Below are 21999 nucleotides of genomic sequence, written 5' to 3'. Positions count from 1 at the left end.
TATTCGAACAAGTGAACATAGTGAAATCACCAGTAAAAAAGCCCTGCAAGATTTGTCTGCTGCTTCTTTCTAATCATACCGAAAAACAGCCAGAAGTAAACGCTCAGCAAAAAAAACAACGAAAAAACAGTTTTTTGTTGTTTCTGCAAAGGAAATCATGTCTTTTTTCCAAGTTCCGCAAGTTTCTATGGTAAAATACTTTCGAACAGTGGCCCGTCGCTTCTAATAGAAACCGATGATGCCGCAAAAAAGGAGCCTACTATGCAAGAAACCATGAATTTTTATCAAATTCCTCGTGAGCAATGGCAAGGGTTTTATACGAACGGCATGATGCCTTTCACTCAAGAAGAATTGGATAATATTAAAAGTTTGAACGACCGGATCTCGGTCCAAGATGTGGAAGATGTTTACGTGCCTTTGTGCCATCTGATTCATCTTTATATGAAAGAGTTTGAATCCTTGACCCTCAGCAAGGGACTCTTTTTACACCGCTACGTCAAAATGCCGCCTTTTATCATCGGCATCGCTGGAAGTGTCGCCGTCGGCAAAAGCACCACCGCACGGCTCGTCCAAAATTTGTTGGCCCGTTTGTTTCCCCGTAGAACCGTCCAACTGATCACCACTGACGGTTTTTTGTACCCGAACGAAGTCTTGGAGGAACGCGGCAGCTTGAATCGCAAAGGATTTCCAGAAAGTTATGACATGGAAGCCTTGATCAACTTTTTGAATGCAGTCAAATCAGGAGAACCAGACATTCAGATCCCCGTCTACTCCCATGAAGTCTACAATATTATTCCTGATACGTATGAAACGATCAGTCAACCAGATATCTTGATCGTGGAAGGCATCAATACCCTGCAACTGCCTGCCAACCAACAAATCTATATCAGTGACTTTTTTGATTTTTCAATTTTCGTTGATGCCCAACCAGCACTGATCGAAAAATGGTATTTGGAACGATTTGAATCATTACTAGACACGGCCTTTCAAGATCCCAGCAATTATTATTACCAATATGCGATCGGGGATCGCAAGGAAGCGATTAAAATGGCAAAAGAAGTATGGAAAAATGTGAATTTAAAGAATTTACACGAGTATATCTTGCCTACACGCAGCAGAGCCGATATAATTCTTCATAAAACAAAGCACCATTTGATCGATGAAGTGTTCTTGCGCAAGTATTGACCGCTTCATTTTTATGATTATGCTGTTGAAAAGGCCCAGCCTTTTTTCAATAAAAACTAAAAGAATTGAGGTAATTTATTGTGACAAACGTTGACACTTTGCCAAACGTCGAAAAAATTATCGTACTTGATTACGGTAGTCAGTACAACCAGCTGATTACACGCCGTATTCGTGAGTTCGGTGTTTTCTCAGAATTATTGAGCCACCGCATTACCGCTGAAGAAGTAAAAGCGATGAACCCAAAAGGGATCATCTTATCTGGCGGACCAAACAGCGTCTACGACGAGAACTCTTTCGGCATCGACGAGAAAATTTTTGAGTTAGGCATCCCAGTTTTAGGGATCTGTTACGGCATGCAGTTGATTACTTATAAATTAGGCGGAAAAGTTGAACCTGCCAAAAACCGTGAATACGGCAAAGCAGAATTGGAAGTCACTTCTGATGCAGCGGCCCTTTTCCAAAACACGCCCGCAACCCAAACCGTGTGGATGAGCCACGGGGACTTGGTCACTCAAGCACCTGCAGGCTTTGATGTCGTGGCAACGAGCAAAGATTGCCCGATTGCTTCTATCCAAGATGCCGAGCGCAAAATGTACGGTATCCAATTCCACGCAGAAGTTCGCCATTCAGAATACGGCAACGACTTATTGCGTCACTTTGCCATTGACGTTTGTCAATGTACAGGTGATTGGACAATGGACAACTTCATCGATATGGAAATCGCAAAAATCCGCGAACAAGTGGGCGACAAAAAAGTCTTGCTTGGTCTTTCAGGCGGGGTCGATTCTTCTGTCGTTGGTGTTCTTTTACAAAAAGCGATCGGCGATCAGCTGACTTGTATTTTTGTTGACCACGGCCTCTTGCGTAAAGGCGAAGCCGAGCAAGTAATGGAAAGCTTAGGCGGCAAATTCGGCTTGAACATCATCAAAGTTGATGCCAAAGAACGTTTCCTATCAAAACTTGCTGGGGTTTCTGATCCTGAAGAAAAACGCAAGATCATCGGAAATGAATTCGTGTACGTCTTCGATGATGAAGCAACCAAACTAGCTGGCGAAGAAGGCGTTTCTTTCCTTGCCCAAGGAACCCTTTATACCGACGTCATCGAATCAGGGACCGAGACTGCTCAAACCATCAAATCACACCACAATGTGGGTGGTTTACCTGAAGACATGCAATTCAAATTGATCGAACCATTGAACACCTTGTTCAAAGACGAAGTCCGTGAATTAGGAACTCAACTTGGTATGCCAGACAGCATCGTATGGCGCCAACCATTCCCTGGACCAGGTCTAGGCATTCGTGTCCTTGGCGAATTAACAGAAGAAAAACTAACGATCGTCCGCGACTCGGACGCCATCTTGCGGGAAGAAATCGCAAATGCCGGCTTAGACCGCGACATTTGGCAATACTTCACCGTCTTACCAGGCATCCGCTCCGTCGGTGTCATGGGTGATGGCCGGACCTACGATTATACCGTCGGCATCCGTGCAGTCACTTCAATCGATGGCATGACCGCTGACTTTGCCCGCATCCCATGGGAAGTCCTACAAAAAATCAGCGTCCGCATCGTCAACGAAGTCGCACACGTCAATCGGATCGTGTATGATATTACGAGCAAACCACCTGCTACTGTGGAGTGGGAATAAGAAAAAAGAGCTTAGAACCCTTTATTTATAGGGTGTCTAGGCTCTTTTTCTCGAGGTTACTCAACCATTAGCTTTTACTCTTCTTTTGAGTTAGAATCAGAAAAATCATGTTTTATTTTTCTACATAATTTTAACCCCTTAACTTTTCTTTGTGTAAGTTCTAAAGAATCATAACTTTCTCTACATCCGAAATTATTATGTTCATATTTAGCAACTTCATTTAAGGCTAACTGAAAAGCTCCACATAATGTTTCATATAAATCATTTCCATCAGCATAAACAGACATGACTTGCATATTCAATTCTTTAAACTCATCTGGTATATCTTTGCCAAATCTTTCAATTTTTATAGATACTTGATTTTTCCGCATACAACAACCTCCTAATTATGTTCTAAAGATATTTTCTATTCAAAAAGATTTCTTTATCATCAACAGTCATCGACCATTTTTAAAATCTAATAAAATGCCATATAACTTAGCAATACTATGAATTTTTTTCAAATATTTCGTTCAACTTATTAAACACTTCATCACTTTGCCAATCCACTTGAATTGGTATTAGTGTGCCATTATCATAAAGTAAAATTTCTCCACTACCAATTTCTTTGAAAAAAGGTTTTCTTTTAATTGGAATAATCGTAAATGTATCAATTCCCACAAGTTCAGACTCTCCCTTATGAACAGTCGTGATTTTCGTTTGCGGTGTATGCCCTACAATTTGTTTTTGATACTTTGGATTTGGCAAACAGCTTAATTCATGGTCAAAGTCAGCCCATAATGGACTACCTAAAAAGTATTTCCCACCTCTTGCTTTGCCGACATGGTCTTCTAAATCATCTAAATTGTCGATTAAATTTTCAGTTATTGTTTCAAAATGCCAATCTTCTAAATTAAAGTCTTGGGTGTAACCAGCATGACTAATCAAATAATCATCTAACTGAAAGGCAATTTGCAGATTTAACTTCAACAGCTTTCGACCGACTGAAAGAAATCCATCTGCACTTTGCAGTGAATACCTTCTAGGTGTAACCGTCAAATAAGACACGTCATGATTTCCTAAGAGATTTATCACTTCGACACCGAAAACTTTCATCTTTGATTTCCATATGAACAAATAGTCTAATTCATTCATGTAAAGATCAACGTTTTTTTCTTGCTCGTATGCGTCTGTATAATCTCCTAGCAAAATCACTTGTTTAATGCCTAATTCTTTAACTTTCTGCTCAACCATTGGCAAGATTATTTGTGCTGTTAAGTGTAAATCGCCCACTAAAAGTGTTCTCATTTTGAATCACTCTCCCTCTAACTCTAATATTTTAAACGCCTTTTGATATTTCTTAACTCTTTCAAAATCTTTTTCAGTTGGGGAAGTAATTCTTGAAAGATTCATATTATCTTTTAAGTCTGCAAGTTTTACCATAGTGGCTAGTTTATTTTTCTTAATTTCTACAATATAGCCAAAATAGGGTTGATAACGTTCATGCGTCAAACCCTGTACTGCCGAAACAATCGTGTATGGAAAACCTAACTCTTTCAGTTTTTCAATAGTAATATCTGTGTCTTCAACAGTATCATGAAGATAGGCAACAACTTTAGAATTTTTATCTGTTAATGAATTTGCCACTCGCTGAACATGAAAAAAGTAAGGTTCACCACCTTTGTCAGTTGGACGAACGTGAGCTTTTTTCGCTACCTCGATAGCCATATTTTTAAATTTATCATATTCTGTCATGTTGGCAATCCCGACTTTCTTTTAAAATTTTGGTCTGAATGTCATTGAGAAAATTTATTTCTTGCTGAGAATAATCTTTCTCAAATCCGACAATTGAAAAATGGGTGACATTCTTGAGTAAAGCTGAAACGACACAATCAAAAGAATGTGCATGGTCTCGCCGTACATCTCCGGCTATTAAGGTATTAAAACTATAATGTAACCCGTCCTCAATAAATTCCGATAAAACATAATACATATCGCCAAATTCAACACGATTACCTGTATCAACAGCCCAAACACCAGATTTAGAATCATATTTCGGTATTTTTTACCCTTTAAATTTGTCTGAATCAAAAACAGTATTTTCCATATTGATACACCTCGTCATTCTTTATGCTTCACATACTGATTGCCTGTAAGTTTCCGTTGCGCATTTTCCTTAGGCATTTCAATAGTATTCGTTAATTTTTTAGCGACTTCTTTGTTAGCGTTCTCGTATAAATGTCCGTAAGTTCCCAAAGTTGTTTGAATATCTTCATGACCTAAGCGATCACGAACGACCAACGCATTTCTTCATAATGTTGTTATTTTCGCTTTAAGCTATCATATTTCTCAATAGTTGGTAGCTCATCATAAGTTCGACGTGTATTACTATCAATTAACCAATCTAATTGACGTGAACCATTTTCATTTTCAACAGAATAACTATAGAAAATAGGTTCATCATACTGATACACCTCAATATAGGTGGAAGTTTCAATAATTTTAGTATTATACGCACGAGTTTCTTTAGACATCACACACCTCTCAGCGCGCGCTCAAACGAGCAGATGTTGTTTTATATATCAAGTTAAGTGTCAGGCAAAAACCGCCCGACTGGCCCCCACAAAGTGAGTGAAAAGACTCGGACACTCCGTTTAGTCGCTGGGGCGACTACCTCCCTATTTCACTCACTTCGAGGGGGTTAATTTGTTGTTGAGGGAACTGACTACGGCTAGTAAACCAAACATTAAGCCAGTCACCTTTGTTATGGCTAGCCCTATACCTAGAGCTAAGAAAAAGTAGAAACGAAAATTATCAGCGTTCATTTTTTTCAATCCTTTCAATTTTTGATAATGCTTTGAGTATGCTTTTTCGGCGTATTCACGTTATAGGGTATCGAATTGTAAGTAGTATTCGATTTCTTTTAGAATAAGGCTTGCTTGTTCCACTTTTTCATAATAACACCCTCTATTAGATATCGTGGTACAACATGTAAACATTTATTTGAAATAAAATTCTAAATAGCGACTAAACTATTTAGAAAAATAACTTTCTAGTCGATTTGACTATAAAAGGCAAAAATAATTAATTTAATGATATAACTTAATCGCGGTAGACGTTTACTAGGCTCATCACTTTTAAAATGGTAACGATATTCCTCTAAGCCATCTAATACATTTTCATCTAAATAAAGTCGGGGCGTAACGGAAGATTTATCTTTATAATTTTCTTTTACAATTGTTCTATCCATGCGATTTTGAATTTTTTCCCAATCGTCATCAGTGAAATTTTGTTTTTTACAATATCTGTAAGCTTGTTCTATAACACTACCAGCTGATACTTTTAACACCACATTGAATGATATCCCATCCAGCAAATCACTGTAATGTTCTTGCATGTCTGTTTCTAGTTTATTAATCAAGCCATTTTTTAGTTCATTTTTTAGTTCTCGTTCTCTATGAATAATTAGTTTGTCTATCCAAATTTTAGCCTCATAAGCCAATCTGACTGCTTTATATACCCTTGCCATTTGTCATACTCCCTATTTACAATTTATCAGAGCTATCTGTTGGGATATTGCTAAGTAAAATCCATAATTGTTCGGCGTATTCTGATTTCGATAACAGTTCCGCTCTATTTTTAATTGCAGTAATCATTCCTGAAACAATGCTAACAGCATCTTTTTCATTCAGTGAACCGAAGTTTTCAGTTTCATCTTTTGGAGATTCTAAATAGTCCGTTTCAATAATAAAATGCTTTTCTATAAATTCGCTGTAATCTTCAAAATTTTTAAAATAGAAATTGTATAATCCTTGTTTTTTCAATCTGTTCCAATTATTCCTAATTTCACTCAAAAACCTTCCCATATAATCTTGTGTTCTAAATTCAAAATTATCTATAGAAATTGTTTTAGAACTCTTTCTTCCCATCTCTATAGGTATTATCCAAAAATTAGCTAAACTATGATACAGTTTATAAAATTCATAAAATATCTTTTGAGTATACTCATCAGCATCACTGTCAAATATCAATCTCATTCGTCCTTTTGAATCATTGGGCATATAGTATTGCTTATTTATTTTTTCTCCATCTATTGATAACTCTTTAATCAATTTCCCAGAAATTGTTTTAAAAGAGTTCATTGTATCACCAGCAAAAGAAACATTGGCAAAATCATTAATATAAATATTTCCTTTATCATCAGATTTTCCAAATACATTAAATTCGCCTTGTTTATTTTTGGGAATAGTATTTTTATAGATGATTTCGTAAAAAGCAATTGATACATCAGACATGTCGGGGTCTTCCACACCTCTATATACTTGAGCGCTTTTTATTGTGTCGCCTTCTTTTTGAATTGTATTGGTAAGTTTATCAACCACAATAGGTGTTAGCAGCATTTGTTTTAATTTTTCTTGTTTTTCAGATAACATTTTTTTTCCTCTCAAATTCTCAAATCAAATCTTTTGCGTTTGCACTTGCAAGTAAGAAAAACTGCACATCATCAATGAAATATTTGGCATCAAAATCATAAAAAACAAAGTTCTCTTTTTCCACAACCTTTTTATTCGCTTCGATTAAAGCATATTTTATACCCCTGCATAATTCTTTTAGTTCATCTCTACTTAAGTATTCATTTAATTGAAGCTTTCCCCAGTTATCAATTAATATTTTAAATTCTGGATCAATTAGAATTCTTAGGTCACTACTTTTAAAAACTCTATCTAGATTTTCTTTGAACAACATAAAACCCCACCTCTTTTGTTTATTTGAATTACTACAACTTACAATAACATAAATTCAATCATTTTCAAGCATTTCATTCAAAAAAATTTTATTACTGCAACCAATTTGCAACCAACACAAGAAGAACATTACAATTTCTATCACTCCCAAACGATACAAAACTGCATAAACTCAACAAATCAATCCTTATAAATCATCAAGCGCATGGAATGGGAATAGTATAAAAAGCTTTGGAGTTCCTATAAAAAGGCCTACCAAGGCTTTTTTGTGTCTGATATCAATTGGTTTTTTATATTTTTTCATAGTAGAAAATCATTCTGATAAATTTTTCTCATAAATAGCAAAGACTCTATCTAATGCTATCTTTATTTTCACATCATTTTCTATATAGGAGTCTTCAATGTCTTTTTTACAGTATTTATATTCCACTTTCCTATCTGAATCGTGTGTTTTCACTATAAAGCTTTGCATAATTTTAACTGAGAGCTGTCTTCTTAAAAATACCAACAATTTTTCTGCTGTAATTTTACCTGAATAAATATTTTCTGTATCTAAACATATTCTTTCTTTAATAGCTCCATCAATATGAGAAACCGTTGGAGGATTCCTTAACAAAAATGCGTTAAATGAAGCTTCATCAACTACCAACACATTCTCTTGTTTCCCAGCTTCACCAAGAATAGTAGAGGTAAGTAATACCCGCTGGACTTTTTCTATTGATATTTCTTCACTCAATCCCAATTGCTTTAGAGTTATAGAAATATTCTCCTCAAAATAGTCAGCATTTTTATTTAATTGTTTAATTGCCTCTTTTATTTTCTTATTAGTTTTAGCATGCTCTCTTACCGTATACGGTTGATTGAATGACTTACATTCAAATAAGAAGAGCGTTTTATCTAAAACAAATGCTAAATCAATCTCTCTTTCCAAGTCTTTTTCCTTTGTAATCTTAATATGTAATCGTTTAGCATCTATTTGACTACAAACTTGTAATAAGTGTTTGGTACGTTGTTCAAACATAGCTCCTTTGAACCCTAATGCAATGTCTTCCCTATTTTTTTGGGTCTCTTCTTCATCTCTTGAAAACATAGATAAAATGACAGACAGTGGTCGAATTTCTTTAGCTAACGTTGGTAACAGTATTAATTTATCTTGAATCTTTATTAATGGAGCATCTATTAAGTCTTTTGATTTGCCAGTAAAAATGAACTTTTCTAAAATCATTTTTGCTTCTTTTTTGATATATTTTGAGAAAACTTAGACAATTTTTTGATCCAATCATACTTTGTTTTTACAACACATAAATTCTGAACAGAGTAAATATTTCTATTCTTCTTTTTATTGGAATATAGAATAGATTCATGTTGCAAAAAATAAATTCCCTCTATCCACTTTCTAATTTCAATGCCATGAACTTTTTTATCTAAGTTTTCTTGTCCAATATATCTTCGACAAAGTTCTTCTGATAAAAAAGTTGTTAGTTCTTCGTCGATTGCTCCATCAATCCTTCGTCTGTCTTTTTCTAATTTATAATTTATAATTTAAAATGTCTAATTCAATGCTAGTCATAAATCTTTTATATCTAAAATTAGATACTAAAACAGCTCTATTAAAATCCTCATCTAAAAAATCGATAATTACTTTCTCATAAATTTCTTCAATTCGTATATCTGAATACTTCCAATACTCAAAAGCATCCATTAAATTATCTCTTTCTTGATATTTCGAATATACATTTATATTCCATAATAAATTTTTTTCTGAAAATATTCGATTAATTCCACATTGTTTTTCCAGAGAAATGTTATGAAGTAAATACTTTAAGATATTTCCTGAACTAAATACATAAGTATCATAAGTATCAACCCTCTGTTCAAGACTAATATCCAAATTATTTTGTTCTCTTAACAATCTCAATTGTCTCTCCAAAAAAATTATAAATATAGCCAAAATATGGTTGGGGTCGATAATAGATTCATCAAGCTCTTTGTTGATAGATTTATTAGATTCTACGAACAAATTTTGTAGCTGGTCAACTTGTTTTAAATGTCTATCTAAAACTTTATTCATTCTTGTATCTGTGTTTTTTTTTAGTAAATTATTGTATTTTTCTAAATATGGATTTGGTTTATAGGAACACAGATACTCATTAATTTCTAAGCCAAGTGATTTGATTCTAAGCAGAAAAAGATAAATATCTTCAGGCGCTTCTTTAAATAATTTTTCAATATATTTCTTTTTACTTAGTTTTTTCATTTCATCCATATAATCCAAATAGTCAAACTGTTGGTTTTTGGTGTAAAAGTCATTTCCCATTTCTATGCTCTCCTCGTAAATTTAAAATTTGTCTAACGATTTTTTAAAGTTATCTTTAAAAGCAAAAAAAATTGAACAAGATATTCCTAACGTAATTTATTTCGTTATGGTGTGATTTCTCAGAGTAAAATAGATACATGAGAAGGAGCCAACGGGAATTTATCACTTCCTCCTGGAGGTTTATCTACCTCTATAAGTTTGTTATTCGAACCAATGTATTCGCTAACAATACGTTAAGTAACTTACCAGAATTAGCAACACTTTTTAGAAAATCTAACTTACAAGTGAAATAATTGGGGTCAGGAAATGGGCGTCCTATCAACGAGCTTATGTAGCTTTACTGCCATTTTCCTTGTGACTGTAGTGCCTATGCTAGGTGAATTTCAGAACTTTCTTTTGTATAATTTTTCCTCATCAATCTTTTAACATATCATCCTTTCCTCTTCCCATATTTCCGTTGCAGCTTCTTTGACATCTTTTTTTCTTTCTTTTTTACTAACAGCTTTTTCGCCCGCTTTTCTGCGTAAAATACGTAATAGTCGTCAACTTCTGTGACTTTCACGTAACCGAAAACGGAGCGAATCTTGTTCTCATACCATTTTCGGCGCTTGGTCACCATGTATAGCTTTCCGTTGAGTGCCAGTTGACGATAGGCTTGCTCGATAAATTCCTTTGGCACAGAAAAATCTACATGGTACGGCGGATTAGACAGAATAACATCAAACGTTTTGTCGCTGATTTCTCTAAAGCCTTCACTTATGACGATCTCTGGTGCTACTTCATTTCGTTGAGCATTTTTCGTAGTCAAGTCGATGGCATTTGCTGAAATGTCTGTCATTGTAACTGTTGTGTCAGGATACTTTTTTGCCAGATAAATCCCTACAAACCCATAACCGCATCCCAGATCCAAAATTCTATCCTGGTCATTGATAACTGCTTCTTTTAACATCGCTTTCGTTCCTGCATCTAACCCTTTTGGGGAAAATACGCTTTCATTTGTTTCAAACTCTAATGATAGTTCATCATATCTGACTGCAAGCAAATCATACCCACTCCTTTGGCTGTTTTATGAATTGCTTGGTGGCAGCTTTATCACTAATAGTAGATTATCACCATAATCACCGTAAGACCCTTGTGAATTGGTTAATTAATTACCAAGCCAAAGATCCTCATTTTTCTAGTCCACTGCCCAAACAAAAAACAACTTTTCAATCATTATATAATAAAAATAATTAAAATATTTGATTTATAGGAGTAAATATAACGGTTTTTCGTTAAAATCAAATCATTTATGAGTACAAATAAGAAAATTATTTTATAAAAAAAGAGTGCGGAAAAATATTCCACACTCTTTTTCTATTTACATATTCTTATCTATCAGTTGTTACTGCTAATCTTAACCCAAAATACCAAACGCACTCAAAACGATCGATAAGATCAAGATGATCCAAATCACTCGAGTGGAATTTAGTTTCTTTTGGCCTAACATCCAGTAGGTCAGCAAGACGAGCAAGATAGGTACAAGGGATGGCAAGATGGCATCCAACGTGTCTTGGATCACTAATTCGACGCCGTCTTTTTTATAGACAAAAGGAACGGTCGCTTTAACGACAGAGGGAATCAAAGCACCAATCACTGTGACCCCTAAAACGGTTGCGGCATTGGTGAAGGCAGATAATTTGTCTTTCAAGGTCGTCACTAATTTGACCCCTTGTTTGTAACCTAGAGGTAGCAACGCTGCCCGACCGAAAAGTAACGCGATGTTGGCGATGATCCAGATGACACAGCCAACGACGGAACCATTTTGCGCCAATGTGCCAGCAACAGAGCCAAAGATCGTTCCCCAAATCACGTGGAACAAGGAGTCACCAACACCGGCTAAGGAACCCATCAAGGCCGTTTTCAAGGCGATGATCGTTTCTTTGGCTTTGTGTCCGTCTTGTTCTTCAATCGCGACATCGATCCCCATGATCAAGTTCCCAAAGATCGCATTGGTATTAAAAAATTGATTGTGGGTCCGCAGCATATCTTGCAGCTGGGTTTCATCATGTCCATAGAATTTTTTCAAGACGGGCAGGATGCCGTAAAGGTAGCCTGAACTCATCATTCGCTCATAGTTCCAGTTTAATTGGCTTGCCAAAATATAGCGCCAGCTAATGGTATTCAACTCTTTTTTTGTCAGTTTTTGATCACTCATCGCCATCATATCCTCCTTCAAAATCTCCGGCAGCTGCCGTTGCAACCGTGCCTTTTTCGCTATCACGTTTAAAGACTAACATTGCTGCTACAAGTCCGATGATGGAAACGCCGAGCATTGGTACTTGCAGATACGCAGCTAAAAAGAAGCCTAATAACAAATAAGGAATGTAGTGCTTTGTTGGCAAGTAGCGCAATAAGATCGCTACCCCGACGACTGGCAAGACGCCACCAGCGGTTTTTAGTCCGGTCATCAGCCATTCTGGCGTGTTATCGGTAATCGTCGTAACGACTGCATCTCCAGCTAAAAGCATCAATAAAATCGGAATCGCCCGTGACAATCCCCACAAGAAAGAACCCGATAAAACTAACCGTGGGATTCGTTTGACTTGCATGTTGTCGATGGCTCTATCGATCCGGTGTAGTAGAAATACGTTACAAAAACGAGCTACGACATCCAGTTGCAGCATCAGCAAGGACACTGGAACTGCTAAGCCGATGCCATATTCCGCGCCGTTTCCTGAGATCACGGCAAACGCTGTTCCCAGTACTGCGCCGGTAAAATAATCCGGGACGGATGCACCACCAAATGCGGCGATCCCCAAACGCATCAACTGTAAGGTCCCACCGACCATCAAACCGGTCTTTAAGTCCCCCATGATCATTCCAGAAATCATTCCGGCGATCGCTGGTTGGGTCAACGTATTGGAAATAAGTGAATCATTAATAGCAATAAAAGCATAAACAGTAATAAGAATGATTTGATACGCTGCTAAATGCATGAATTTTCCTCCTAATTGTATGAACGAGTCTTAACTGGCTAGTTATCGATCGTTATGTCGCCTCAGATAAATCGTGAAAAACACTCGTTTTTTGACAAATCTTCCGCTACATATTCTCCTCGATTCAATCCCTGCCTGGTTTATCCTCGTAATTTCTTCATAAAGTCGATCGATGGTTCATTGGGTACAAGCTGTGCCGTGACGGTGATGCCTTTTGCGGCGATCGCTTCAAAGATCGGCTCTTCTTCTGGCAGTACTTGAATGCTTTTGGTCACTTCCCGTGCGCCTTCTTTGTAGCTCATGTTGCCGACGTTGATCGCTTTGATCGGTCCATCTGCTTCAATATAACGCAAAACATCTTGGGGATTTTTGAAAAGCAAAAACAACCGTTGTTTTCCATAACGACCGGCGCGAATATTTTTGGCTGCCGTTGCCACCGGAAGGACCGAAAGTCGCATCGAAGTTGGCGCTGCCATTCGTAAAGAAGATTTTTGTAATGGGTCTACGGCGGCTTCATCATTGGCTACGATGATCCGTTGCGTGTTTAAACTGGTGGACCAGATACCGGCGACTTGTCCATGGATCAAGCGCTCATCGATTCGACTATTGACGATATTTTCTTGCCCAGCATACGCACTGTAATCCCCTAATTCCTCTTGCTTTTCTTCTAACATCTCTTGTTCTGCTTGGTTCATCCCTGCTTTGACATCAACGATGTTTTCTTTGGCTAAGCAAAGCAGCTCTTTGATCGTCGCTCGTTGATTGACGACTGCCTCGATCACTACGGACAATGTCATTCCAGCGAAAATCGCCACTTCGTCATCCTCTAAATAATTCTTGACTGCAACGTTGCACGGGGTTCCTCCTAATAAATCCGCAATAATCAATGTTGAACCGTTAAGGGCTTTCATTTTCTCGTTCAATTCTTTCTCAAATTGCAGATTGTCACTATCTGGTCGTAATGAAACGGTGTGAACGTTTGCTTGCTGGCCTACGATCATCTCGAGACTACTTTTGACCCCTTCTGCCATGCCGCCATGACTGATCAATACAATGTTTTCCACTAATTTCCCTCCTACTCCGCAGGTCGCCCTACTTAACATGTTATGTTCCTTGTAAGCATACTATACCACATGGCAAGCCATTCGTAAACCTAATATCTTAACATATTGAATTTTATTTTTCAGACCTGTATAGACTGGAAAACAACGAATTTTCTACAATAATTAAGTGGCAGGAAAGGATTTAACATGTTATGCTTGATGTATTCATATGGAATGGAGGGAAACCACTGTGTTGCCAAAGTATGAGCAGATCAAGCAAGATCTTTTACAAGAAATCAAAGACCATAAATTCATTCCCGGTGATAAGTTTTATTCAGAGGCAGATATCAAGCGGATGTATTCTGTTAGTTCGATCACGGCAGTCAAAGCGTTGAATGAATTGACGAGTGCTGGCTATCTGTATCGCATCCAAGGCAAAGGGACCTTTGTTTCAAAAGCAAAAGTATCTCAGAGTGTGAAGTTTTCCGACATTGAGCTGCATTCACTGGACCAAGAAAAGGTCAAGGTCCTTGCGGTGGAAGAAGGAAATGCCCCCGAGATTTTGAAAGAATTAGGATTGGCTGCCAGTGCTTCCTACTACCGAATCAAACGAGTCCGCTATTTTGGCGACGTTCCTTTCTTGGTTCACATCACTCATTTGCCGAAGAAGCTGATGAAAGAACCGATCGCCAAAAACCTCAACCAATATGCTAGTGTTTATGAGCGGGTCCGAAAAGACTTTGCGATCGACCTTTTCTCATTGGCTTCTGTTGAAACCAACGAAATCGTCTTTCCTGATGACGCTGAATTGTTGAACTTATTGCAACTGAGCTTCCGAGAGCCTGCGGTCAAACAAGTCAAGCACTCCTATTTGGCAGATGGAAGTGTCGCTGAATACATCGTCAGCTACAAGCATTGGAAATATTTCAAAACAAAAATAGAAGTAGAGCCCGCGTAAATTTGGGTCTCTACTTCTATTTTTTTATTCTACGACAGGTTGATCACAGAAAACGAGTTCCTTGATCTCAACGCCATCGGTTTCAAATACCACGACTTCGTTGCTGCCTTTTTTCAAAAATTCTTTCGGACAGTATAAGGAATGCACGGGGCCACGTTGCCAATAGCGACCAAGATTGATGCCATTGACGATAACGACGCCTTTCCCATACCCACGGCAATCGATAAACGTATCTCCTACCTCTGTCAGCGTGAAGGTCGTTTGATAAAAGGAGGGGTGTGTCGGATTTTTTCCTGCTTGATAATCGATGGCTTGTAGCTGCTCTGCGGAAAGCGTCAATGGGTAATGACGATAGCCTTGATGGAAATGAATATCTTGCATGATGCCCCCACGGATGCCTTTGGCTTGTGTAGGCCCATTCAATTTAAACCCGTAGTTCACGCGCCCTAAGTTTTCTACTAAGACATCTAGCTCGATGGTTTCTTTATCTGGTGTCCCTTGGATCAACAGCTCCTCACCTAGCGTTTCTTGGTATTGGATCGCCTGTAATTGGCCGTCGGTAAAAATATGCAACCGATCGCTAGCTTCTACCACTTTTAATTTGTTTTCTCGATGATAGTTTTTTAACTGAACCGAATAGAGCAAATAGCCGTAGCCTGTGCTGGCAGCTTCCATTGTTAGAGGATACATGCTTTCTTGTGGTGCCATCAGCTGATCTTTGATAGCCAATAATGAGACACTGTTTTCGATGGGAAAGGCTCCTAATGCCGCTAATTGCTTGGTCCGTGGTTTGGCTTGCCACACTTCGGGACAGGCTTCTTTTATGGCTTTTTGTACCTGATAGTATTTGTCGGTAGGTTCTCCTGCTTCTGTCAGTAAAGCATCGTAATCATAGCTGGACACTTGTGGTAGATCCAGCGCTCCCCGAGCGGAACAGCCATTGTAAAAGCCAAAGTTCGTGCCTCCATGGAACATGTAGAGATTCAAGGAGCCGACCGCTAACATCTCTTTGACTTCATTAGCTAAGTCTTGACCGTCTCGCTTGATGATCGGCTCGCCCCAGCGGTTGAACCAGCCATCCCAATATTCCATGCACATGATGGGCCAATTTTTGCCATGTTTTGCCATAAACTCTTTCATCACAGCCGCATTTTCCTTGGAACGACTGCCGAAATTGCCTGTGACAAAGATGTCGTCTTCAATCAATGTCCCAGCGTCCAGTACTTCTTCCCATGCCCCATCTGAGGTAAACAAGGGTACATCGATGCCGTATTCTTCCATCAACTCCTTGGTCTGGCGCAAATACGCTTTTTCCATTCCATAAGAGCCGTACTCATTTTCCACCTGCATCATGATCACTGGTCCCCCATGGGTGATCTGCAACGGCACAAGCTTTGGCAACAAGACCTGGAAATAGTTGCGCACCTTTGCCATGAAGCGTGGGTCGGTTGAGCGCAACCGCATCGGTTCATTTAACAGCCAAGCTGGCAACCCACCAAATTCCCATTCAGCACAAATGTAGACGGAAGGTCGCAAAATGACCATCAAGCCAAGCGTTTGGGCTTGCTTTACAAAAGCACAGATGTCTTTCATCCCCTCAAAGTCGTAGACTCCTTCACGAGGTTCGTGGAGATTCCAAGGAATGTAGGTCTCAACTGTGTTGGCTCCCAGTGCTTTTAGATTGTAGAGGCTATCTGTCCATTGCACCGGTGTCATGCGGAAATAGTGGATCGCTCCGCTGATCAATTTGATTGGTTTTCCATCTAACAAAAAATCTTCTTTTATCTCAAACGTTCGCATGTCGTCTTCCCCTTTACCAGTATCTTTGCCAATCAGGCAATGCCAATCGGATCAATCCTTCTAAATAGAAATAATCACCCCAAAGATTGGGTTCATCGATGCCTTTGCCTTCCGCATGAGCATACACACCATGCAGCAATAATCCTTCATTTTCTGGCACTTGGCTCGCTGCATACTGCTCGCCTAATTGGTAAAGCATTCCTTTAGCGATTTTTTGGGCATCGGGATATGCCCCCATTTTCTCTGCTTCCAACAAGCCACAAGCCGCAATCGCTAAAGCAGAGCTGTCTTTTTCAACAGGATGTTGGTCGTTAAAATCAAAGTCCCAATACGGCACCAAATCTGCTGGCAAATGAGCCAAAAACACCTCCACGATCTGCGGATAATTTTCTGGAAAAGGCTGACTATGCAGGTAGCTTTCATTCAAAGGAAGCCCTAAAATCGCCCAGCTCTGCCCTCGTGCCCAAATCGATTGGTCGCTGTTTCCTTGATGCGTCGCACCGTGACTTGGCTGCCCCGTCTCAGGATCGAAATAATACGTATGAAAGGTGGTGGCGTCATTCTTGATGACGGTCTTTCGGACTGTCTGATAATGCTTACTCGCAGCCTCTGCGTAGCGAGGCGCTCCCGACAATTGAGTTGCTGCAAATAAAAGCGGCAAGTTCAGTAGCGAATCAATAATCAAGCGGTATTCTTGTGGGTCGCCATAAGTGCCCCATGCTTGAATAAATTCCCCCTTTTCTTGAAACCGTGCCAGCAAAACATCTGCTGCTTGAATGACTTCTTGCTTGCAGTGTTCATCGCCAGTGATCTTGTAGCCCGCACCGGCAGATAAGCTATATAAAAAACCAATATCATGATGATCTAATACAAAATGGTCGTCTAAACGCGTTTGAAAACTGTCGATATTTTCCATAGCTCGAGTCAAAAAGTTCTTTTCTTTGGTCCACTCATAGGCGAGCCACAACATCCCGGTCCAAAAGCCATTGGTCCAATCATCGTTGCCTTTCAGCCGATATTTGCCATTGGTGGCACAGGCTGAAGGAAATTGTGTGCCAAAGCGCTGACTATTTTTTTCGATCTGTTGGATGCACGCGGTGATTTTATCCGCTACCCACACATCGGTCACTTTTTCTCCTAACAGGATCAAGCGTTGTTTGTTCTCTTGCAGACGCATGTTTACCCTCTCCTTAACTTGTTAACATATTAACTGAAATCATTATAACGTAAACACAAAAAAAAAGCGACCTTCCTTCCTTGATTCCTAAAAAAGAGCATGACAACTGCCCACAAATGCAGACCTGTCATGCTCTTGTCCTCTTTTTTTTAACAGTTCCAACCAAATACTTCGATTTGTGTAAGAGCTGGAAACGGGGAATCATCCTCTGCTTTTTGCAGCTCTTTATAGGTCAGCTTAGTCGTTTCTTTTTTCGGAAAACGAACTTCTTGAAAAGACGCCGTATTTGTCGTTTCCACCACCAGCTCTTCTCCATCAGCAAAGACCAAGGTCCCTTTGGTCCAATAGCTATCATGGGGATAATCTGCCCGTAATAGGAAGCGAACCCGATCGATCAAGACAGGACGACCAAAATCAATGGTCAATGCAGCATCGGCTTGCTGATTGATGCCCCAAGAAGCAAACGGATACGAACCGTGGGATCGGTTGCCATATTTTCCATCGATCGCATTCTTGGCAAAAAAGACGGAATCATCTCGCGTCTCCACATTCGCTGAAGCATGAGGATACGCCCCTGTCGCTGACTTTTGATCATGGGCATTGAAAGATAAATTTTGATAATTCGTGATCTCAAACGCCTGGGCTTTGCGCACCATCAGGTGATGGCGCTGCGAGGCAAAGGCCGTTTCCACCGAGGACTTTCGATGAGATTCCGTCCAAGGGATCTGATATTCCCAAGTGGATTGGGAAAGATAGATCAGTGATGGTGCTAAGGTTTCATCAAGCTGAAGGACATAATACGGATTTTCCCCTGTCACCTCAACGACGATTTTATCTCCTTCCTCATAGAGATAGTTTTTAATGGCTAATACGGCCAAATCATCACCAGAAACTTGAAACGGCGCGGGATCTTTTTCATGGTCGATGCGACCAACAATCACCTGGTCCTGCTTATTTTTTATTGCTAGCGTAATCATTTGGATCGATCCTTTCTTTTTCTACGATACCACCGACTAAACAAATCAAACGGTGCTTCCCTGGCAGGATATGCTGTGCTAAGTATGGAAAACTAGTTCTTGGAAAAAAGACGGAGGTATTGGCTTCTGGCTGAACAATACTGGCTTGTTGATAGCCTTCGATGTTGATGATTTGAGAACAAAAGCCTTCTTCACTGACTCGACTCCAGGTCGGTCCTGTTTGGGCCTGAGGCAACCGTCCGATTAGCGGTACACTAAACCCGCCCTCACGGAGGTCCAACGAAATCGTCGTCGTCAACTCGTGCACGCGCACATGCCACTGACCAAAGGGATAAATCTCAGTTTCAATCACTACCTCCTCAAAGGGTGCCCATTGGTAAAAGACCCCTTTTTCCGTCACCCGATAATCCCTGACTGCGCCCTTCGTGCGAAAATAGCTGCCATCTCGAGCAATAGCTAATGTGCTATCGAAGGCGCCTTCGGCATACGTGACGCCAGCTTTCGGCACACTGAAACCAAGTTTGCTCGAATAGACGAATTTGCTGTATTTTGCATGAGCATGGGCTTGCTGTTCAAGCATCAAGCCTGCAGGATACCCCAACAGATGATGGCTTTTTTCATTGTGCACCAGCAACATATTGCCTTTTTCAATCCGTTTTTGCGGCTCTCTTTTGATTGGCTCAGGTTCAGCCCGCCAAAAAGGATGCGTTTCTGCGACCGCTAAAAGCAAAAAGGTCTTCAGCCCCCAATAAGGCGAGCCTGGTGCATTATACCCTTCTGCCATTACATGATTTTCATAGTGGTACCCGATGGACAAGCGACCATCGAAAGTGAAAATTTCTTGTGCCATCCAATTGCGCAAGTGCTTCGCCAGTAGTCCTCGCACCTGTCCCCATGGGATCGCTTCGACGTCTGCGAAAACCAGTGCCGAGAAAAACGCCCCTTGCGCAAACCGATAAGTCAGGCTGCGGCCATAGGGCAAGGCTTCGCCATCTTCATCAAAATAATAGACGAAGTCTTGCGCAAATAGCGTGGCTCGCTCTTTAAAACGCTGCGCCCATTCTGGATCTTCGTCTTGCATAAATGTAGCGTAAATCAAGCCGTAATAATGAAAGGCAAAAGGAATGTAGTAATCTCGCTGCGTCGTTTTCCCGTCTACGTACCAACCATCGCCAACGTACATGGAATCGATCAATGCCAACTCTTGGGACAATTCTTCTTTTGCCAACGGTTCCCCACAGTGAAACAAGGCCACGCGTATCAACACTTTGAAGAATGTCCAGTTGTTCTTAGGAATCTTGCACTCAAGTGCTTGGGAAAGCCAAGCCACTAGCTTTCGCTGGTTCTTCTGCGGCAACGCTGTCCAAAAAGCGTCCTTTTGCAACAATAGGGTCAATGACAATGCGGCTGTTTCCACGATGTATTGATCATAATCCGTGATCCTTCCCCAGTAAAATGCGTGTTCAGGATCTGTCCCCGCTATCACTTTTTCCACATAAGCTGCTCGTAACGGATCATCTGGGCAAACCCTCCAATAAGGCGCCATCCCCCACAAAGGACGCACAAGCGCTTCCATCTCAGCCCGTGTTCGGTCATACACGGCCCCACTGCTACCTAGATTCAATCCTGGATAGTCATCTGCCAAGATCGCTGCTTGCAAAGGAGCGATCATGTCTTCCAATGCCCGCTGATAATCCAGACGCGTCAAAAACGGATTCTCTTTGATTGCCATTTGCTTCATACGCCATCTCCTTCTGTCAATTTACAGAACAGAATAGCAAGCAACGGCTTTTTTATCAAGCGATCTTCTACTGGCAATACTGCTGAAAAATGAGAAAAGATTTCGAGGGATTTTTGACTTAACCTGTTAACAAATCTTTTAGGATTGATTTTCTTCCCTTCTTTTTCTTTTAACTAGCAAAGTTAACTTAATCTATATGAAAAAATTATGATAAATCATCCATAGTGCTCTGACTTTTTTTCATAATTTTTTGCTAACCCTTTTTTGTCTAGATGAGGGCAGCGTCCGTTATACTATCAACCTTTTTTCACTAGAAAAAAACACCCTAGAGCCTTAAGTCAGAAGCCTGCCACTTCTTCTCAAAAGCCCTTAAGATGTCTGATTATTGGCCATTTCTCTTGTCAAACAGTGAAAAAACTATTCCTTGACTGCGACTTTGTCCCACCAAGAAGTGGCGGTCTTTTGGATCACTTCATTCAAGTCTTCGATGTGCTGTTTTCCAGTACTTGCTAGCCATTCTTTGGCTGCTTCTGTTCCTTGTTTTACAAAGGGTTCAACACCATCTTTCCACGTTGCCCGGCCGCACAAGACGCCATTGAAGGTGGAGCCAGCTTCTTTGGCAAAAACCAGCGTTTCTTGGAATAAGCTGGCTGATACGCCTGCACTGAGAAAAATAAACGGCAGATGTGTCGCGTCGCTTTGCGCTTTGAAATACGCGGCAGCTTCTTCCTTGGTATGCACGGCTTCTCCCTTAGCAAAACCTGCCACATAATTCATGTTGACTGGTACTTCCACTTTTAACACATCGACTTTGTACTGCGGTTTTGAAAATTCCTTCATCAATCCAATGACTTTTTCTGGTTTGCGTTGCGCATATGCTTTTGAGTCGACTTCAGGCAGCTTAGCATCATAGGAAAGGACTTCTAAAAAGAAGGGCAGATCAGCCGCTTGGCATTCACTGCCGAGTCGTTCCACAAAGACATGTTTCAACTGATTGATCTGGGCATCTTCATCTACATCATAGTAAAGCAAAAATTTGATAGCATCTGCGCCAGCTACTTTTAATCGCTCAACCGACCATTCCCCTAATAAATCAGGCAAACGTCCCGGCGTAGTCGCATCATAGCCGGTTTTTTCATACGCCAGCAAAAGCCCCGCCTCTGGATCACGGCTTTGCGCAGCTGCCAACCCATATTCTGGATCTAATAAAATAGAAGACGCGTAAGGGGTCAATTCTTGTGAGACTAGCGTTTTAAACTGGCTGATTTTCTCTGCATCAGCCTCCACGCCAAGTGCTGCCATCATTTTTTTCAAGGCACCTCGTTGGTCGATCGCTAAAGCTGCGATCACTCCTTCTTTCGTTGACAGGCGATCCATCGCTGCTTTTTTGGCTTTCGTTACGGTTGCTTTCATTAAAATTCCTCCTTTTTTGTCCATGCCAAAGAATCAACCG

21 protein-coding genes and 1 pseudogene are annotated in these 21999 nt (G+C 40.0%); 3 read left to right on the top strand and 19 right to left on the bottom strand.

The window, feature by feature from the left end:
- The first annotated feature begins 261 nt into the window (after positions 1-261).
- Both coaA and guaA read left to right on the top strand, forming a co-directional pair.
- On the top strand, positions 262-1185 hold the full coding sequence (gene coaA / locus IGI82_RS01170) for a type I pantothenate kinase (RefSeq protein WP_005226828.1): 924 nt from the start codon (positions 262-264) through the stop codon (positions 1183-1185).
- An 80-nt stretch (positions 1186-1265) separates the two neighbouring features.
- Positions 1266-2831: a glutamine-hydrolyzing GMP synthase gene (guaA, locus tag IGI82_RS01165; protein WP_008376418.1), complete on the top strand. Its 1566-nt coding sequence runs from the start codon at positions 1266-1268 to the stop codon at positions 2829-2831.
- Positions 2832-2905: 74 nt separating this feature from the next.
- Here the strand turns inward: guaA and IGI82_RS01160 are convergent, their stop codons facing one another.
- The 14 genes and pseudogenes from IGI82_RS01160 to IGI82_RS01095 form a co-directional block, all read right to left on the bottom strand.
- On the bottom strand, positions 2906-3202 hold the full coding sequence (locus tag IGI82_RS01160; protein WP_121260291.1) for a hypothetical protein: 297 nt from the start codon (positions 3200-3202) through the stop codon (positions 2906-2908).
- A gap of 115 nt (positions 3203-3317) precedes the next feature.
- Positions 3318-4118, bottom strand: coding sequence for a metallophosphoesterase family protein (locus tag IGI82_RS01155; RefSeq protein WP_087626773.1), 801 nt, complete (start codon positions 4116-4118; stop codon positions 3318-3320).
- Positions 4119-4124: 6 nt separating this feature from the next.
- Positions 4125-4565, bottom strand: a complete 441-nt coding sequence (locus IGI82_RS01150) for a GTP pyrophosphokinase (RefSeq protein WP_438841721.1) — start codon at positions 4563-4565, stop codon at positions 4125-4127.
- Positions 4566-4931: 366 nt separating this feature from the next.
- Positions 4932-5117, bottom strand: a pseudogene (locus IGI82_RS01145) (site-specific integrase); the annotation flags it as partial.
- A 14-nt stretch (positions 5118-5131) separates the two neighbouring features.
- Complete coding sequence (locus IGI82_RS01140) at positions 5132-5344, bottom strand: hypothetical protein (protein WP_236596103.1); 213 nt, start codon at positions 5342-5344, stop codon at positions 5132-5134.
- Positions 5345-5862: 518 nt separating this feature from the next.
- The gene (locus tag IGI82_RS01135; protein ID WP_060791603.1) at positions 5863-6339 is read right to left on the bottom strand and encodes a hypothetical protein; all 477 of its coding nucleotides are present in this window, start codon (positions 6337-6339) and stop codon (positions 5863-5865) included.
- A gap of 16 nt (positions 6340-6355) precedes the next feature.
- Positions 6356-7243, bottom strand: coding sequence for a hypothetical protein (locus IGI82_RS01130; protein ID WP_438841720.1), 888 nt, complete (start codon positions 7241-7243; stop codon positions 6356-6358).
- A gap of 19 nt (positions 7244-7262) precedes the next feature.
- Positions 7263-7556, bottom strand: coding sequence for a hypothetical protein (locus IGI82_RS01125; RefSeq protein WP_005226807.1), 294 nt, complete (start codon positions 7554-7556; stop codon positions 7263-7265).
- Between the two features lie 312 nt (positions 7557-7868).
- Complete coding sequence (locus tag IGI82_RS01120) at positions 7869-8780, bottom strand: NERD domain-containing protein (RefSeq protein WP_438841719.1); 912 nt, start codon at positions 8778-8780, stop codon at positions 7869-7871.
- A 303-nt stretch (positions 8781-9083) separates the two neighbouring features.
- Positions 9084-9872 (bottom strand): hypothetical protein, encoded by a 789-nt coding sequence (locus tag IGI82_RS01115; protein WP_438841718.1) that lies wholly within the window; start codon positions 9870-9872, stop codon positions 9084-9086.
- 430 nt (positions 9873-10302) lie between these two features.
- On the bottom strand, positions 10303-10914 hold the full coding sequence (locus IGI82_RS01110; RefSeq protein WP_438841717.1) for a class I SAM-dependent methyltransferase: 612 nt from the start codon (positions 10912-10914) through the stop codon (positions 10303-10305).
- A gap of 354 nt (positions 10915-11268) precedes the next feature.
- Positions 11269-12078, bottom strand: a complete 810-nt coding sequence (locus IGI82_RS01105) for a PTS system mannose/fructose/sorbose family transporter subunit IID (protein ID WP_005226799.1) — start codon at positions 12076-12078, stop codon at positions 11269-11271.
- Positions 12062-12850 (bottom strand): PTS mannose/fructose/sorbose/N-acetylgalactosamine transporter subunit IIC, encoded by a 789-nt coding sequence (locus tag IGI82_RS01100; protein WP_005226797.1) that lies wholly within the window; start codon positions 12848-12850, stop codon positions 12062-12064. Before IGI82_RS01100 ends, IGI82_RS01105 begins: the two co-directional genes overlap by 17 nt.
- A gap of 140 nt (positions 12851-12990) precedes the next feature.
- Positions 12991-13953, bottom strand: coding sequence for a PTS mannose/fructose/sorbose transporter subunit IIAB (locus IGI82_RS01095; RefSeq protein WP_430601313.1), 963 nt, complete (start codon positions 13951-13953; stop codon positions 12991-12993).
- A 190-nt stretch (positions 13954-14143) separates the two neighbouring features.
- Between IGI82_RS01095 and IGI82_RS01090 the strand changes: the two genes are divergently transcribed.
- Positions 14144-14851, top strand: coding sequence for a GntR family transcriptional regulator (locus tag IGI82_RS01090; protein ID WP_008376433.1), 708 nt, complete (start codon positions 14144-14146; stop codon positions 14849-14851).
- Positions 14852-14875: 24 nt separating this feature from the next.
- Here IGI82_RS01090 and IGI82_RS01085 read toward each other — a convergent pair whose 3' ends face one another.
- The 5 genes from IGI82_RS01085 to lacD all read right to left on the bottom strand — a co-directional run bounded on the left by IGI82_RS01085 (position 14876) and on the right by lacD (position 21959).
- On the bottom strand, positions 14876-16651 hold the full coding sequence (locus IGI82_RS01085; protein WP_438841716.1) for a glycoside hydrolase family 35 protein: 1776 nt from the start codon (positions 16649-16651) through the stop codon (positions 14876-14878).
- Positions 16652-16664: 13 nt separating this feature from the next.
- Positions 16665-17828, bottom strand: coding sequence for a glycoside hydrolase family 88 protein (locus IGI82_RS01080; RefSeq protein ID WP_438841715.1), 1164 nt, complete (start codon positions 17826-17828; stop codon positions 16665-16667).
- Positions 17829-17977: 149 nt separating this feature from the next.
- Complete coding sequence (locus tag IGI82_RS01075) at positions 17978-18805, bottom strand: DUF7402 domain-containing protein (RefSeq protein ID WP_438841714.1); 828 nt, start codon at positions 18803-18805, stop codon at positions 17978-17980.
- A complete protein-coding gene (locus tag IGI82_RS01070) occupies positions 18780-20546 on the bottom strand; it encodes a DUF2264 domain-containing protein (RefSeq protein WP_438841713.1) in 1767 nt (588 codons plus the stop codon). Before IGI82_RS01070 ends, IGI82_RS01075 begins: the two co-directional genes overlap by 26 nt.
- A gap of 417 nt (positions 20547-20963) precedes the next feature.
- The gene (gene lacD, locus IGI82_RS01065; RefSeq protein ID WP_438841712.1) at positions 20964-21959 is read right to left on the bottom strand and encodes a tagatose-bisphosphate aldolase; all 996 of its coding nucleotides are present in this window, start codon (positions 21957-21959) and stop codon (positions 20964-20966) included.
- Positions 21960-21999: the final 40 nt, after the last annotated feature.

It is taken from the genome of Enterococcus sp. AZ067 (assembly GCF_051715005.1).
Lineage (GTDB): Bacteria > Bacillota > Bacilli > Lactobacillales > Enterococcaceae > Enterococcus_D > Enterococcus_D casseliflavus.
This window is presented reverse-complemented; position numbering and strand designations above follow the sequence as displayed.

Bases quoted from the DNA above. Each gene is read 5' to 3' on its own strand.
- coaA (WP_005226828.1), top strand. From the start codon at position 262: ATGCAAGAAACCATGAATTTTTATCAAATTCCTCGTGAGCAATGGCAA.
- IGI82_RS01160 (WP_121260291.1), bottom strand. From the start codon at position 3,202: ATGCGGAAAAATCAAGTATCTATAAAAATTGAAAGATTTGGCAAAGAT.
- IGI82_RS01155 (WP_087626773.1), bottom strand. From the start codon at position 4,118: ATGAGAACACTTTTAGTGGGCGATTTACACTTAACAGCACAAATAATC.
- IGI82_RS01150 (WP_438841721.1), bottom strand. From the start codon at position 4,565: ATGACAGAATATGATAAATTTAAAAATATGGCTATCGAGGTAGCGAAA.
- IGI82_RS01140 (WP_236596103.1), bottom strand. From the start codon at position 5,344: ATGTCTAAAGAAACTCGTGCGTATAATACTAAAATTATTGAAACTTCC.
- IGI82_RS01135 (WP_060791603.1), bottom strand. From the start codon at position 6,339: ATGGCAAGGGTATATAAAGCAGTCAGATTGGCTTATGAGGCTAAAATT.
- IGI82_RS01130 (WP_438841720.1), bottom strand. From the start codon at position 7,243: ATGTTATCTGAAAAACAAGAAAAATTAAAACAAATGCTGCTAACACCT.
- IGI82_RS01125 (WP_005226807.1), bottom strand. From the start codon at position 7,556: ATGTTGTTCAAAGAAAATCTAGATAGAGTTTTTAAAAGTAGTGACCTA.
- IGI82_RS01120 (WP_438841719.1), bottom strand. From the start codon at position 8,780: ATGATTTTAGAAAAGTTCATTTTTACTGGCAAATCAAAAGACTTAATA.
- IGI82_RS01115 (WP_438841718.1), bottom strand. From the start codon at position 9,872: ATGGGAAATGACTTTTACACCAAAAACCAACAGTTTGACTATTTGGAT.
- IGI82_RS01105 (WP_005226799.1), bottom strand. From the start codon at position 12,078: ATGATGGCGATGAGTGATCAAAAACTGACAAAAAAAGAGTTGAATACC.
- IGI82_RS01100 (WP_005226797.1), bottom strand. From the start codon at position 12,850: ATGCATTTAGCAGCGTATCAAATCATTCTTATTACTGTTTATGCTTTT.
- IGI82_RS01095 (WP_430601313.1), bottom strand. From the start codon at position 13,953: ATGTTAAGTAGGGCGACCTGCGGAGTAGGAGGGAAATTAGTGGAAAAC.
- IGI82_RS01085 (WP_438841716.1), bottom strand. From the start codon at position 16,651: ATGCGAACGTTTGAGATAAAAGAAGATTTTTTGTTAGATGGAAAACCA.
- IGI82_RS01080 (WP_438841715.1), bottom strand. From the start codon at position 17,828: ATGCGTCTGCAAGAGAACAAACAACGCTTGATCCTGTTAGGAGAAAAA.
- IGI82_RS01075 (WP_438841714.1), bottom strand. From the start codon at position 18,805: ATGATTACGCTAGCAATAAAAAATAAGCAGGACCAGGTGATTGTTGGT.
- IGI82_RS01070 (WP_438841713.1), bottom strand. From the start codon at position 20,546: ATGAAGCAAATGGCAATCAAAGAGAATCCGTTTTTGACGCGTCTGGAT.
- lacD (WP_438841712.1), bottom strand. From the start codon at position 21,959: ATGAAAGCAACCGTAACGAAAGCCAAAAAAGCAGCGATGGATCGCCTG.